This window comes from Brevundimonas sp. (genome assembly GCF_035626975.1).
Lineage (GTDB): Bacteria > Pseudomonadota > Alphaproteobacteria > Caulobacterales > Caulobacteraceae > Brevundimonas.
Genome location: NZ_DASPMQ010000061.1, coordinates 1 through 14,527, shown reverse-complemented (window position 1 = coordinate 14,527; position 14,527 = coordinate 1). Strand labels below are relative to the sequence as shown.

At 66.7% G+C, this 14,527-nt stretch carries 10 protein-coding genes; 5 read left to right on the top strand and 5 right to left on the bottom strand.

Features of this window, described 5'->3' with window-relative positions; translation table 11 throughout:
* Window positions 1-12 precede the first annotated feature (12 nt).
* The 3 genes from VEB62_RS16200 to VEB62_RS16190 all read right to left on the bottom strand — a co-directional run bounded on the left by VEB62_RS16200 (window position 13) and on the right by VEB62_RS16190 (window position 3,611).
* On the bottom strand, window positions 13-1,266 hold the full coding sequence (locus VEB62_RS16200) for an HWE histidine kinase domain-containing protein (RefSeq protein WP_324802109.1): 1,254 nt from the start codon (window positions 1,264-1,266) through the stop codon (window positions 13-15).
* A 234-nt stretch (window positions 1,267-1,500) separates the two neighbouring features.
* Window positions 1,501-2,895, bottom strand: a complete 1,395-nt coding sequence (locus VEB62_RS16195) for a sensor histidine kinase (RefSeq protein ID WP_324802106.1) — start codon at window positions 2,893-2,895, stop codon at window positions 1,501-1,503.
* Window positions 2,892-3,611, bottom strand: a complete 720-nt coding sequence (locus VEB62_RS16190) for a response regulator (protein WP_324802103.1) — start codon at window positions 3,609-3,611, stop codon at window positions 2,892-2,894. The genes VEB62_RS16195 and VEB62_RS16190 overlap by 4 nt, the downstream gene beginning before the upstream one ends.
* A 285-nt stretch (window positions 3,612-3,896) precedes the next feature.
* Between VEB62_RS16190 and VEB62_RS16185 the strand changes: the two genes are divergently transcribed.
* From VEB62_RS16185 to VEB62_RS16175, 3 genes are all read left to right on the top strand, one after another.
* Window positions 3,897-4,640, top strand: a complete 744-nt coding sequence (locus tag VEB62_RS16185) for a response regulator transcription factor (protein ID WP_324802100.1) — start codon at window positions 3,897-3,899, stop codon at window positions 4,638-4,640.
* Between the two features lie 262 nt (window positions 4,641-4,902).
* Window positions 4,903-8,193, top strand: a complete 3,291-nt coding sequence (locus VEB62_RS16180; protein ID WP_324802097.1) for an autotransporter outer membrane beta-barrel domain-containing protein — start codon at window positions 4,903-4,905, stop codon at window positions 8,191-8,193.
* 55 nt (window positions 8,194-8,248) lie between these two features.
* Window positions 8,249-9,211, top strand: a complete 963-nt coding sequence (locus tag VEB62_RS16175) for a hypothetical protein (protein WP_324802094.1) — start codon at window positions 8,249-8,251, stop codon at window positions 9,209-9,211.
* 110 nt (window positions 9,212-9,321) lie between these two features.
* On the opposite strand, the gene VEB62_RS16170 is transcribed toward VEB62_RS16175, so the two are convergent.
* Entirely contained in the window at window positions 9,322-11,727 is a 2,406-nt protein-coding gene (locus VEB62_RS16170; RefSeq protein ID WP_324802091.1) for a beta-L-arabinofuranosidase domain-containing protein, read from the bottom strand.
* Window positions 11,724-12,824 carry a glycoside hydrolase family 62 protein gene (locus tag VEB62_RS16165; protein WP_324802087.1) on the bottom strand — a complete coding sequence of 367 codons (1,101 nt, stop codon included), beginning with the start codon at window positions 12,822-12,824 and terminating at the stop codon, window positions 11,724-11,726. The genes VEB62_RS16170 and VEB62_RS16165 overlap by 4 nt, the downstream gene beginning before the upstream one ends.
* A gap of 112 nt (window positions 12,825-12,936) precedes the next feature.
* Here VEB62_RS16165 and araD1 point away from each other — a divergent pair, with 112 nt between their 5' ends.
* Both araD1 and VEB62_RS16155 read left to right on the top strand, forming a co-directional pair.
* Entirely contained in the window at window positions 12,937-13,929 is a 993-nt protein-coding gene (araD1, locus tag VEB62_RS16160; RefSeq protein WP_324802083.1) for an AraD1 family protein, read from the top strand.
* Between the two features lie 178 nt (window positions 13,930-14,107).
* Window positions 14,108-14,527: FadR/GntR family transcriptional regulator (locus VEB62_RS16155; protein WP_324802081.1), on the top strand; the 420-nt coding region annotated here is incomplete at its 3' end.

Genomic DNA, 14,527 nt, shown 5'->3' with positions numbered 1-14,527 from the left:
CCCGCGCCGCCTCTACTTGGTCACCAGCGCCTCAACCGGCACATCCAGCGTGTAGGCAAATCCGCTCGATGTGTAGTTGAGGTCCACCCGACCTTTCAATTGTTGGCCCAGCGCAGTGATCATGCGTGTTCCGAATCCCTTGCGCGTCGGTTCGGTCACGGGAGGTCCGCCCGACTCGACCCATTCCAGACGCATGCGCCCGCCATCCACGCGCCAGGAAAGATGGACCCGCCCGCCGGAAAGGGATAACGCCCCGAACTTCGTCGTATTGGTGCAAAGCTCGTTCAGGGTCATCGCGAAAGCGATGACCGAACTGGATGTAATCCGGATGTCCTCGCCGGAAATGACGAAGCGGCCATCACCCTGGTCGAACGGTTCGATCGCACTTCGAACGGTGCTGTCGATCGTGGCGTTTTCCCAACTCGACCGGGTCAGCAGGTCATGCGCGCGCGCCAGGGCCGCGAAGCGCCCGTCGATCGCGGACCGGGCATGGGCCATGCTCGTCGCCGTGCGCAGACTTTGATCGGTGATCGCCCCCACGGTCGCCAGCATGTTCTTGATCCTGTGGTGTAATTCCGCATGGATCAGGTTCTGTAGTTTGTCGGCGGCGTCGCGTTCCTCAGCTTCGATGCCCGACTGGATGAGCAAGGCCTTGGCGTCGATGCCGGCCTGCTCCAGCGCCAGTTTGAGACTGTCGTTCTCTGTCGTGAGAGCATCCTGGAACGGCTGGTTCTCATCGATAATGAGCTGCTGCTTCTCCGTATCGAGCACGGTCTTCAACAGCAGCGCCTTGGCGTGCACCCCTGCCTGCTGGAGCTGGTAGCGCAGTTCCCTGTTCTCTTTGGTCAGAGAGCCATTCTCGGCGGAAAGGGAGGGCGTCACTTTCAGGGCGCCCGTGCCGACCATGTCCCGGAGTTCGAGGACCATCTGCTCGATTTCGAGCGGCTTGGAGAAGAACTTGCTGTCTTCCGGTTTGTCGCCTTCCGTGACCGCGATCTGGCCAGAAACGAGGATGATTTTGATATGCGGCCAGCGAGCGTGCGTGACATGCGCAAGTTTCAGCCCATCCATGCTTCCCGGCATCTGAATATCGGTAAAAAGACAGGATATGTCATCGCGTGTTTCAAGGATCGCGATGGCTTCATCGGCGCTGATCGCCTCAATCGACTTGAACCCGGCATCCTGCACGATGTCTACCGCTCGCATCCGCAGCATCAATTCGTCTTCTACAACCAAGACTATTGACGACGATACATCTGCTTTCATTCAGCATTCCTGCGGTGACCGCTATCGCCGAAACACAGCGGTCACCCGCCAATTCCAGCGGGTCTGCGCACTCAGACTGTCAAACCAACCTCACTAGACCAACTTGATCCAAACGCCTACTTTTCCAAGCCGATCTATCTTCTCGACCAGCCGATCGAACCGGTTCAGGCGGCCTCGCCCTCCTGTGGTCGGCCGTGTCGAGTCCTGCAGTCGCCGACAACGCTCGCGGCGATCCTACACATCCGGGGCGAGCGGAAGAACGATCTCGGCCAGGAGTCCATTCGGCGACGGAGTCAGCAGAATATCGCCGCCGAGACCCCGCACAACCGAACGCGCGGTCGTCAAGCCGAGGCCGACTCCCGGGATGTCCGCGTCGAACTGCGCCAGGCGGTAGAAAGGGGCGAAGACCCGCTCCAGCTGATCCGGTGGTATGCCCGGGCCGGAGTCCTGAATAGCCACCACGGCGTCCTCCCCGCGCCTGAACACGCGCAGATGTCCCCGCTCGCCATATTTGACGGCGTTATCGAGCAGGTTGTCGAGCACGTTGCGCAACCTGACAGGGCTGGCCTCGACCAGGAGCAGTTCCATGGGCTCGTCCATGACGACCTGCCGCCCCAGGGCCGCGGCGTCGTCGACCGCGGCCGAAACCAGGGAGGCGAGGTCCAGACGCTCGCGGGGGGCCGCATGGTCGAGGTCATGGATGAAGCCCAGCACCAGGTCGATCATCGCCTCCATGTGCTGAACGTCCCACAGGATGTCGCTTCGGACGGGTTCCGGCACGCCTTCGATCTTGAACCGGATGCGCGTCAGGGGCGTCCGCAGGTCGTGCGATATGGCGCCCATCATGCCCACGCGATCGGCGACGTAGCGCACCAGCCGGGTCTGCATGTCGTTGAACGCCCGCGCGGCGATGCCGATTTCGGCCGGGCCTTCCCTGACGGGGGCGGGAACGGCGGCGGTCGGGTCCCGTCCCAGCTTCTCTGCGGCGACCGCGAAGCTGCGAACAGGCCGGGTGATCTTGTCGGCAAACCACCATGCCACGGGTCCCATCACCGCCATTCCGGCCAGAACCCAGATCAGCAGTCGCTTGATCCACTCGTGGGTCGGCGGGGACTCGACCACCCGCCAGACGCCATCTGGCTGCCGCCAGGCGGCGACAAACTCCAGCAGGCGGACGGCACGGCGCCGTTCCGGATGCAGATCTCCCGCGAAGCGAATCCGCCGATCCGTCAGCGAACCCCGCCCGACCGGGGGGGGCGGGTACCCGGCCAGACGGACCATCGCGAGGCCGCGCGGTCGCGGGCGGACGCCAAGACGGACATCAGACTCGTCTGCGCCCAGGCGCTCGGCGAGGGCGGCGCCCAGGACGCGGTCCACGCGACTCGCGTCCCCGACGTCCTCGGGCGGATTGCGCATCTCACGGACCCTGAGACGTCTGTCCGCGGGAACGCCGGTCGACCGACCGGCAAGGGCCTCGGCAATGTCATCCAGTCGGTAGGGCTGAAATCGCGGCGGCGGAAGGATCAGAACGACCACGACCGTCAAGGCCTGGGCGACCAGGATTGCTGCAAGCGTGAGCGCCAGAACCTGGATCTTGAGGGGCAGATCAAGTGTCCGCAGCGATCTCATCGGCGTCTGATTTCGCCCGCGATCGAGTAGCCGCTGCCCCGTTCCGTGGCGATGATGTGCGCTCCGCCATGCATCGCGAGCTTCTTGCGAAGTCGGCTCACCTGCAGGTCCAGGCTGCGGCTCTGCGCCGGGGTTGATTGGCCCAAGTCCTGCACGAGATCGGCCAGGCTTTCCCGGGTGACAATCTCACCGTTCCGCGAAAGCAGCAGCCCGAGAACGGCGGATTCGCCGGCGGTAAGGATCACGCTCGCTCCGGAGGGAGCCTTCAACCGCCTCAGGACCGGGTCGTAGATAAAGCCGGCGACATAGAAACTGTCGGCCCGGCCCGCTCCCGCGACCTCGGCGTCGTCGCATCGCCTGAGCACCGCGCGCACCCGCGCCAGCAGTTCTCGCGGGCTGAACGGCTTTGGCAGAAAGTCGTCGGCGCCGAGTTCGAGGCCAAGAATCCGGTCGATCTCACCCCCCGCCGCGCTGGCCATGATCACCGGCGGTCCGTTCGCGTCGTTGAGGCGCCGACAGATGGAAAGGCCGTCCTCCCCGGGCAGCATCACGTCGAGAATGATAAGTCCCGGACGCTGCTGGCGGATCAGGTCATCCATCGCATTCGCATTGCTGGCGACGCGAACGGTGTAGCCGTGGGCGGTGAGGTAGGCCGAAATGGTCTGCTGAAGGCCGACGTCATCGTCCACGAGCAACAAGGTCTGCGGTCCATTCATCCCGAACCCCCGTATCGTCTTCGACGAACCGGGTGGTGCAGCGTCCCGGTGACCGAACCATGACGTCCGATGTAACCGTGGCGAAACGATGTGAGCGCTCCGTGACGATGATGGCGGGATTGGCGTCGGAGCAGATACCCCTCGTCATGCGTTCCGACGGGACGCGGAAGGATGTGATCGGGACGGAAACATCGTCTCGTCAGGGATGCACGCTCCCTGTTGCGTCGCCAACCCGATACCGTCGCGCCCTCAAACCGTCGAGCTGGTCCGCTAGTCGGTGCACTCATGGGAACAACCGGCCGGGCGCCGCATACCCGACTGTCCTGGCCCCCACGGGCGGCCTTTGCGCCGCCCGGCGTCGTGGTCCTCGCTTGCCAGCCCGGGCGCCGGGAGAGCCTGGTTCAGGCGATCACCGAGGGAGGGTTTCGACCCTACCAGGCGAGCTCGATCAGCGAGGTCCTGTCCCTGTGGCAGAGGCAGGATGCCGGCGTCGCCATCATCGACTGCGACGACTGGCCCGGGGCGCTGCCGACTTGCGCGGCGCTGCACCAGCGCACGAAGCTGCGGATAGTCCTGGTCAACGCGGCGCAATCTGCGGTCTATCGTATCCACGGGTTCGAGACCGGCGCTGACCGCATTCTCTCGTCCCCCCTGTGCCGCCGGGAACTCGTCGCGCTCTTGCGCGCCCTGGTTCGTCGGCTCGGCCTGCGCGACGACACCGCCCGGACCATCGCGGTGAGAGGATGGCGCATCCGGTCCGAGCGGCACGAGTTGCTGTCCCCCGAAGGGACGTCCGTGGCGCTTACCCACGGCGAATTCAAGCTGGTCTGGGCCCTGGCGACGCACGCGGGACGCTATCTCAGCCGCGCATCCCTGCTGGAGATCCTGCAGTTGGATTCGTCGGGGCCGGACAGTCGGAAGATCGACCTCATGGTCTGGCGAATCCGGCGCAAGCTGGAGCCTTGCCAGGGCGGCTGGAGACTCATCGAGAGTCGGCGCGGCGTCGGCTACCGACTCGGCGGACCCTGAGACCCCTTTTCCCACGCCCGCGTTGCAATGTTTCAGACCAACGACATTGCGCGGAAGCTCGCGTCGGCTCCGACACAACCGCTCCCAACAACCGCCACCTGCGCCTGTTGAACCTGCGGATCACGTCATCGTCCGGGGCGACCGCTTCATGCATTTCAAGTACGCCGCGGCCGCAGCCGCCGCACCGTTGATCCTCGCTTCGGCGGCTCACGCCCAGGTCGCGATCTCGAACACGCGAACATCCCCTGTCGTCACCTCAACCGTGAACGGAGGCGCCGCCGCCGACGTCACCGTGACCGAGGACGGCTCGATCGAGCTGTCGAGCGGGACCGCGATCACCATCGACTCGAACAACTCCGTCGTCCTGGAGGAAGGTTCGACCAACCTGATGGAAGAAGCCGCGGACGGCGCGACGGGCGTCGAGCTGGAATCGGGCCATACGGGCGACCTGACGATTGGCGGGGCCATATCGATCACTGACAGCATCGATGAGTATGAGGACGAGGACGAGGACGGCGATCTTGACGGACCCTTCGCCGACGGCCGGGACCGTTACGGCGTGCATCTGGACGGCGACGGCGCGTGGACCGGCGACCTGATCGTCGAGGGCACCGGGAGTATCTATGTCGAAGGCGAGGACTCGTACGGTATCGCGCTCGACGGCGATCTCCTGGGATCGCTGAATGTGTTCGGTTCCGTCTCTGTCGTCGGCGACGGTAGCACCGGCGTCAGCATCACCGGAGACGTGACCGGCGACGTGGTCTTGAGCGGCGGCTCCATATCCGCGACCGGAGAAGACTCGGTCGGCGTGTCGGTCGAGGGCGTCGTGGACGGAACCCTGAAGATCCAGTCGAGCATCACGAGCAGCGCCTACCGCTACGCCTATCAGCCGACATCGCTGTCAGACCTGGACGAGGACGAGGCCGCCGACATCGACCTGGCGGACGATACGCTGTTTCTGGAGGACCTGGATCCGGACGACATGCTCCTCGCCGGATCCGCACTGCAGGTGTCGAATGACGTCACGGGAGGCATCCTCCTCGACTCCATCGACTCCTACCAACTCGGCGAGGACGGCGACGACGACGACGACGGCGTAACCAATGGCGACGAGGATTTCGACGGCGACGGCGTCATCAATTCGGAAGACGACGACCGGGACGGCGACGGCATTCTCGATGAGGATGAGGCGACCGCCTCGCTGACGACCTACGGCTCGGCGCCGGCCCTGGCCATCGGCGCGCCGACGGAGGATGTGACCATCGGAGTCGTGGGATCGGATGACCCCTACGGCCTGGTCAACGAGGGCACGATCTCGGCGATGGGCATTTATGACGGCGTTTCCGCGACGGCGGTCCTGATCGGCGGCGGAACCGGATCGACCGTAATCAGCGGAGGAATCCGGAACCAGGGCTCGATATCGGCCTCCGCGGTCGAGGGCGACGCCGTGGGACTCTGGCTGGCGTCCGGCGCCTCTACCGACACCCTTGTCAATGACGGCTCGATCACTGCGAACTCGACAACAGAAGGCGAGGATGCGGCGATCGCGCTACTGGTCGACTCCGACGCCTCGCTGACTTCGATCTCCAATAGCGGGAACCTGTCGGCGCGGATCTATGGCGAGGACGCCGACGCGGTCGCCATTCGGGACGAAAGCGGAGCGGTCGGAAGCCTGACCAACACGGGGGCGATCCTGGCGGGCATCTACGCCACGGATGACGATGACGACGACGAAACCGATGACGAGACCGTCACTGGAGACGCTCTCGCCATAGATTTCTCGGCCAACACCACCGGAGTCGTCATCGAGCAATTCGGCGAGTCGGACAGTTCGTGGGCGGACTCTGACGGGGACGAGATCTATGACGATGAGGACGACGACGATGACGACGACGGCATCCCCGACCTCGAGGACGATGACGACAACGACGACGACAACGACGGCGTCTACGACAACGACGAACCCTACATCGTCGGCGACGTCCTCCTGGGATCGGGCGCGGACTCCATCGACCTGCAGAACGGCCTGATCGCCGGGGATGTCGAGTTCGGCGAGGGCCGGGACGCGTTCACTATCGGCGGCGGAGCCACTTATGTCGGCGCCCTGTCGGACATCGACGGCCTGCTCGACATCGCGGTCGAGGACGGAACTCTTGACGCGCGGCAGGCCGCGTCGATCAACGTCAGTTCATTGTCGGTCGCCGCGGACGGGGAACTGGTCGTCAGCATCGACCCGGCGGCCGGGACGGTGGGCGGCTTCAACGTGTCCGGCGCGGCGACATTCGCTGACGGCGCGACCCTGAGCCTGCACCTCCGTTCCCTGGTGGACGATGCCGGCGAGCGCGTCACTCTCGTGACGGCCGGCAGTCTTCAGTACGGCGACGTCCTCGGCTCGGGCCTGACGGGCAGTTCGCCCTATATGGTGGTCGCCGAGTTCGGAACCGACCAGGCCGCGGGCTCGGTCTATGTCGACCTGCGCAAGCGCACGACAACGGAGATGGCCTTGTCCGGCGTGGAAACCGCTGCCTACGACGCCTTCTACGACGCGCTCAGCCGTGACGAGGACGTCATGGACGCTTTCCTCGACCAAGCGACCCGCGAGGACTTCATCAACCTCTACGAACAGACCTTGCCGGATCATTCGGGGGGCACGCTGGCGACGCTGGCTGCCGGGATCGACCTGGTCAACCGGGCCCTGTCCGAACGCAACGACTCCGCCGCGCCGGGCGAAGTCAGCGGCTGGGTCCAGGAGATCAACTTCTACCAGGACAAGGACAAGACGGACACCTACGGGTATCGCGCCGAGGGGATCGGCGTCGCCGGGGGCGTCGAACGGATGACCGGCGCCGGGGCCTTCGGCGTGTCGGCGGCCCTGGCCACGGCGGACATCACGGATCCGGAATCGGAGGCCGAGGAGGTCCTGTCCGCCACCCTGCTGGAGATGGGCCTGTACTGGCGCGCCCAGGGCAGGGGCTGGACGACATGGGCGCGCGCGGCCGCCGGTTACGCCCGATTTGCGAGCGTGCGCACCCTGGTCGGCGGGGACATCCATCTATCCAATGAGGCGGAGTGGGACGGCTATTCCCTGACCGGCGCCGCGGGCTTGTCCTACGAACACAGTTTCGGCCGGCTCAGCCTGCGCCCGATGGCGTACGTGGACTGGTTCAGCCTGAGCGAATCCTCGCGGCGCGAATCCGGCGGCGGCGACGCCTTCGACCTCGAGGTCGACGGCCGTGACGGGAGCGTCGCCAGCGCCACGGCGGCCTTGAGGATCGCCTACGCCTTCAGGGAGGATCGCTCCCTCCGTCCCGAGTTGAAGCTGGGCTGGCGGGAGGTGTTCCACGCGGACTACGGGGAAACGGTTGCGCGCTACCTCAGCGGAGGAACGGACTTCATCCTGACGGGAGAGCCGGAGATCGGAGGCGGGCCGTTCCTCGGTCTGGGCTTCACCATCGGCAACGATCTCGGCCGTCTCTCGATCGGCGGCGACGCCCAGATCCTGGACGACGATGTTCGCTACAGCTTCGCCCTGCGCGCGACCGCGGCTTTCTGATCTTGCGCACCGGGTTCGACCGCCGGCTACGGCTTTCACTGAGGCGTCCCGCCCCATGATCCGGAAGCAGACACCGGCGACATCCACGCCCTACCTCACCTGGTTCGCCCGATCGCTGGACCGGTACGGCGCCGAGGGGGCCCGCGGAGAATCGCGGGCCGTTCTCGGTTACGCCACCGGCTATGGAGCCGCGGCGCTCGAGCCCTTCATCCGCTCGCTGCGATCACACTACAACGGCCCCGCGGTTCTCGTGGTCGACGACCGGCAGGACGTGCGCCGGCTGCTCGCCGCCTTCGGCGTCTCGGCGGCGGACGCCCTTCCCTCCACGGGATGGAGTCCCCACCCCGTTGTCGCCCGCTTCGCCGCCTATGACCGCTGGCTGAGAGCCCGGCCGTGGGTCAGCCACGCGCTGCTGACCGATGTCCGCGACGTCGTGTTCCAGGGGGACCCATTCGCCGGAGCCGCGGCTAGGGTCGAGGTCTACGCCGAGGGTCGCGGTCGCCTCGCCGACCATCCCTTCACGATGAAGCATTTACGCGCGCTGGCCGGCATGGCTGTCGCGGAGACGATCTCGGACCGGCCAAGCCTCTGCGTGGGCACCATCGTCGGCCCGGCCGCGGACCTGTCGCGCCTGTGCCGCGTCCTTCTGGCCCTGGCCGCCATACCGCGCTCGGAAGTCGGCGCCTCCTTCGGGGCGGATCAGGCCGCATTCAATCTCGCGGTGCACCTCGGACTGGTCGACGTGGATATCCGGCCGAACTATGGACGGGTCGCGACCATCGGCGCTGGCGACGGCGGGGCGTTCGAACCCGGCGAGGCCGGCGCCATCCTCAATCCAGACGGCAGCGCCAGTCCCATTGTGCATCAGTACGATCGACACGCGCATCTCTCGGAACTGGTTCGACAGCGCTGGAGCAGGTCCGGCCATTCCGCCTTCGCCGCCCGCCGCAAATCGCCCGCGGATCGGTGGAAGGGTCTGCTGGCGTCACTCCGACGACGGATACCCGAGCTGCGTTGATCGCTGATCAGCGAGCGGGTGGATCTGTTCCGCAGCCGGGGGCAGCATCGCCGGAAAGAAGGAAGACCTGTTCGGGCGTCCATGTCCACGCACCAGCAGTTCATCGCCCGTCACTGTCGCGCCTGCGACAACGCCGCCTGATCCCGGGGAGGCGATCGTCCGATGTCTCCTGATAATGCGCCCGCGAAACCGGGAGAACGGAGCACGGCGACCTCATAGACGACGAGATCGCCCCCGGAGCTTTCGAGACGCACTGTTGACGAACCGGAGCGGCTGGGGAGGTCCAGTTCGCGCCACTGGAAACCGTCCGCAGTCTCCGGCCCCCAGACCACCTCGCCGATGAAGTCGCCATCCACAAGGACACGGCAACGCTGCCCCGCGTCGCCTCCCCAGTAGGTGAGACGCAATCTGGCTGGTCCGGCCTCGCGTGACAGGCGGGCCTCGACGAAGCCACCCTCCCTGATGCGGCGGCCGCTCCTGCCGTTGATCTGGAGGATCTCGGAGTCCCTCGCTGCGACCTTGTGATCGACCTCCGGCTGCTGTTCGCCGAAGAAGACGGTGTCAACGGTGCGTCTCGCCAGATCGACGCGACGCGCCTCCCGTTCCAGCCAGGCGGGGCCTTCCGCCGCCCATCGGGCGGGGGTGAAGACCGGCGTGTAGACGCCGGTGCGGCGGTCATGCTGGGAGAAGAACGGGGCAAATCGCGCGTCCGCCCCCTGGACCGATCGGGCGGAGAAGACGTGGGGGCGGCCGACTTCCGGCCTCAGGAAGCCGGCAGGAGTCCCCTGCCCCACGAGCACCGGCGCGAACGATTCGAACGGCTGGTCCGCGGGCCCGAGATCGGCGGCGAGCACCAGGGGGCCGCTCACGAACGCGCCGAGACCCGGGTCATCGGGGGTCGGCTCGAACCTCAGAGGCATGTCCAGCCCAAGCTCGATCCGGTCGCCGGCGGCCCATGGCCTCCGAAGCCTTGCGTAGCCACGCTCGTTGTCGACGGCGACTGGTCGTCCGTTGAGCGAAAGCCCGGGGGCCGCCGCCCAGCCGGGCAGCCGCAGGGCCAGTTCAACCGGCGCCGACGGCGCCTTGAGGACCGTCAGGCGAACAAGGCCATCGGCCGGATAGGCGGTGTCGAGGTCCAGCTGCAGCCCCCAGTCCGGAAGCGCGAGCGTCGATGGAATGAAGAGGTTGACGTGCAGGGTGCGCCCCGCGCGCCAATAGATGGAATCCGCATGTTTGGCGTGGCTCTCCATGCCGGACCCGACACAGCACCAGAAGCTGTCCTCCGGCGTCGAAAAGCTGCGGCGCGCTCCGGTCGACAGGGGCATGAAATAGGCGAAGCGACCGTCGCCCGGCCGCTGATGGGCCATGATGTGATTGAGTTGGGCGCGTTCGTAGTAGTCGAACAGCGCCGCGTCCGGCTCCCAGCCGTAAAGGTGGCGGGTCAGCTTGAGCATATTGTAGGTGTTGCACGCCTCGCAGGTCGTTTCGGACACATGGCGGGCGATCTCGCCGGGCCGCCTGAAATGCTCCCCTTCGGAGTTGCCGCCTATGACATAGCTGTGCCGTTCCACCACGGTTTTATGGAAGAAGCGCGCCGTCCTGGCTTCGGCCTCGTCACCCGTCAGTTCATGAAGTCTGGCCAGGCCGATCACCTTCGGGATCTGGGTGTTCGCATGTAGTCCGGCCAGTTCGTCGCGACCCCCGGCCAGCGGGTCCAGAACGGCGCGGTGACGCAGCCGGCGGGCGACATCCAGCCAGCGCTGATCGCCGGTGAGCGCATAGGTCCCGGCGAAGGCGTCGTTGAGGCCGCCATGTTCGGCGATCAGAACCTGCTGAATCTGCTCGTCCGTCAGGCCGTCGAGGATGCCGGCGAGATAGCCCGCCATGCGCGTCGCCGCCTCGAGAGCGCCGGGGACATCGGCGCGTGCATGGGCGTCAAGCAGGCCGGCATGCACCTTGTGCCAGGTGTAAAGCGGCACCCAGCCGCCGTTCAGGGCGAAGGGGCTGACATCGATATCGCCCTGCCTCAGCCGCTCGTACACCTGCTTGCCGTCGACGGCGTCCGTCTGCCCCCACAGCGTCGCCCCGCCGATATAGCCGTCGCCGTGAGCGGCCTGGACCTGTCCGAGTTCGGCGACGGTGTAGCGGAGGCGCGCCATCAACGTCGCGTCGCCGGTATTCTCCACCAGCAGGGCGCAGGCGGTCAGATAGTGCCCAAGCGTATGGCCGGCGATGCTCTGGCTCTCCCATCCGCCGTACTTCGCCGCCCTGGGTTCGAGCCCGGCGGCCTTGCGGAAATTGTGCAACAGCCGGTCAGGTGACAGCGACGCCAGCCAGGCGCGATTGGCCGCCTGGGCCTCCGCGAAAATCGAGGGCTTGAGCGCGACGAAGCGCGACGACACAGGGGCGGCCCGGTCCCGGGACCTCGCCAGGGCGGGGCCCGGCGAGAACGCGGCGCCCAGGGCGGCGCTGGCCGCCGAGCAGAGGAACAGCCGGCGGTCGAACCCGGTCGTCATCTGGCGGCGCCCGCCTGCGAGTCGCACATCGCGCCGATCGGGTTGGGGGTGTTCGCCGTCAGCAGCCCCAGCCGATAGGGCAGTTCGATGTAGTTCGTGCCCGGCGCATGGGGTTCGAGTCCCTGGTACAGGAACTGCAGCGGCGCGCAGGGGTCGATGGTCAGGGTCTGATCGAAGCCCTTGCGCACCAGTTCGCCGTGAGACACGCCCTCCGACCAGGCGGGTCCGTCGAACGTCACATTATGCGCGCCGGCGAAGGGGCGGAGATTGGTGTCGGCCAGAGGCCGCCATTCGCCGTCAAGGCGGTCACTGACCCAGGAGCGGAAGTAGCGCCCTTGGGGACCGATCGCCTCGATGACCGTCAGATACGCATCCGTCCCGTCGATCCGGTAGTGCATGCTGCCTTCGAAAATGTCGTCCCGCGGGCCCGACATGACGACCGACGTGCCGGAAAACCCGTTGGGGAACTGGTCGAGGGGCGTCTGCGACCGGAAAAGGTTGCCGCCGTCGTCCGTGTTGAACAGGTGGCACGCCGCGTCGTCGCAGATGACCCAGAAGTCCAGCCAGGCCTCCTGGCCGGTCGCGGCCTTGATGGCGTCCGGCGTTCTGGCGAAGAACGGCCGGGGCTCGCTCCAGGATAGCGGGTCCTCGATGTTCGCCGTGGTCGAGTAATAGGGCGGCCCACCCTGGTAGATCAGGTACCAGAGCTTCTGCGGCTCGAAATAGAAGACCTGCGGGGCCGCCCGGTAGCCGGGACCAATGCCGGAGCGGTCGAGGGTCGTCACCGGGGCGCGCGCCGCCTCCGGCCAATCGGAGAAGCTCGTGTGGGCGATATGCCAGCCATCGCGGGCGGCCGTGGTCATGAAGACGTGGTATTTGCCGTTGAAGCGGACGACCGACGGGTCCTTCAACGCCAGCCAGGGGGCGCCCTCTCCCGGCGAGATCAGCTGCGCCGACGATCGCCACGAGAACTGCGGCTCGGGCGCGTTTGGCGCGGCCGTGGGCGAGCCCGTTGACACGCACCCGGCCGCCATGAGGCAAAGCGTCATCGTCATCGCCCGTCCGCCGGACGCCCTCACGTTGGCTTTCCGCGTCATTCGTTTGTCTCCCGCCACGCTTGATCCGCCTTTCATGGATGATAGCGGCCTCTCGCGGAACTGGAAGCAATATGTCAGAGTAATATTCCCCCGTCCGAGTTGGAGTTCCGAGATGCCTCTTCGCCTGGTCCAGTATCGCCTGGAGGCCGGCGGTCGCGCCGTGGCGGCGATGACCGATGTTGGCCCGGCGCGACAACTGGTCGGCGTCGACAGCGTCTATACCCTTGCCGTGGAAGCGCTGGGCGCCGGCAGGTCGCTGGCCGACCTGGCCGAAACCCGGGCCACGGGCGAGGTCGTCGATCTCGAGATCGCCGAATCGGAGGGGCGGCTGCTGCCGCCGATCGAGCACCCCGACCCCGCTCATTTGAAGATGACCGGCACCGGCCTGACCCATCTCGGCTCGGCGGAAGGACGGGACAAGATGCACAAGGCCGCGGCGGCCGGGGCCGAGACCGATTCCATGCGCATGTTTCGAATGGGGCTTGAAGGCGGCAAGCCCGGGGCGGATCAGATCGGCGCCCAGCCCGAGTGGTTCTACAAGGGCGACGGATCAAACCTGACGGCCGCGGGCCGTCCATTGGTCTCGCCCGCCTTCGCCCTCGACGGCGGCGAGGAGCCCGAGATCGCCGGCATCTACATCATCGACGACGCCGGTGCGCCCCGGCGGCTCGGCTTTGCGCTCGCCAACGAGTTCTCGGATCACGTCACCGAACGGGGCAACTACCTCTGGCTGGCCCATTCCAAACTCCGCGCCGCCTCGGTCGGTCCCGAACTGCGGCTCGGGGCTCTGCCGGAGGACGTGCGGGGCGTCAGCCGCATCGTGCGGGATGGGGCCACGCTCTGGGAGAAGCCGTTCCTGTCCGGCGAGGCCAACATGTCCCACAGCCTGGCCAACCTCGAGCATCATCATTTCAAATACGGCCTGTTCCGCCGGCCAGGCGATGTGCACATCCACTTCTACGGGACGGCGACGCTGTCGTTCGCGGACGGCGTCCGTACGCAGCCGGGCGATCGGTTCGAGATCGAGGCGGAACCGTTCCGCATGGCCCTGCGCAACACCCTCGCGGTCGCCGCGCCGACGGACGTGCGCGTGACGGATCTGTAGCGACAGTGGCGTCCCCGCGAGCTGTCGATGACGCTCGCCCCTGGCGCACGAACGGCCTATGGGATGCATCCACCTGCCACCGCTGGACAGAACCGGCGACGGTCCGCTTTACTATGATAGATCGGGGCTGACTGCCGGCCCCGTTTCGCCGCCCTGGGCGACGCAGGAACAACTTTCCATGGCCGAGTCGCCAGACGCCGACGAGAATGAAGCGCTCCCGGCCCGGCCCGATGTTCGCCGCAGCGCCCGGGAGCCCGGACGCCGGCTGCACGGGGCGATCGCGAACATGCTGGGCTCGGCCATTCTCGCCGGCGAGCATGCGCCGGGCGACACCCTGTCGGGCGAGGTCGCCTTCTCCGAAGCCCTCGATGTGTCGCGCAACGCCTACCGCGAGGCGATCCAGGTCCTGGCGGCCAAGGGTCTGGTGGAAAGCCGGCCCAAGACCGGCACCAAGGTCCTGCCGAGGCATCGCTGGAATCTGCTCGACCCGGTGGTTCTGGGCTGGGCGTTTTCGGGCCAGCCGGACCTGCGCCTGATCCGCAGCCTGTTCGAGCTGCGCGCGGTGATCGAACCCGCCGCCGCCCGCATGGCGGCCGAG

Coding starts and splice junctions, on each gene's coding strand:
- VEB62_RS16200 (WP_324802109.1), bottom strand. CDS start 1,266: ATGAAAGCAGATGTATCGTCGTCAATAGTCTTGGTTGTAGAAGACGAA.
- VEB62_RS16195 (WP_324802106.1), bottom strand. CDS start 2,895: ATGAGATCGCTGCGGACACTTGATCTGCCCCTCAAGATCCAGGTTCTG.
- VEB62_RS16190 (WP_324802103.1), bottom strand. CDS start 3,611: ATGAATGGACCGCAGACCTTGTTGCTCGTGGACGATGACGTCGGCCTT.
- VEB62_RS16185 (WP_324802100.1), top strand. CDS start 3,897: ATGGGAACAACCGGCCGGGCGCCGCATACCCGACTGTCCTGGCCCCCA.
- VEB62_RS16175 (WP_324802094.1), top strand. CDS start 8,249: ATGATCCGGAAGCAGACACCGGCGACATCCACGCCCTACCTCACCTGG.
- VEB62_RS16170 (WP_324802091.1), bottom strand. CDS start 11,727: ATGACGACCGGGTTCGACCGCCGGCTGTTCCTCTGCTCGGCGGCCAGC.
- VEB62_RS16165 (WP_324802087.1), bottom strand. CDS start 12,824: ATGACGCGGAAAGCCAACGTGAGGGCGTCCGGCGGACGGGCGATGACG.
- araD1 (WP_324802083.1), top strand. CDS start 12,937: ATGCCTCTTCGCCTGGTCCAGTATCGCCTGGAGGCCGGCGGTCGCGCC.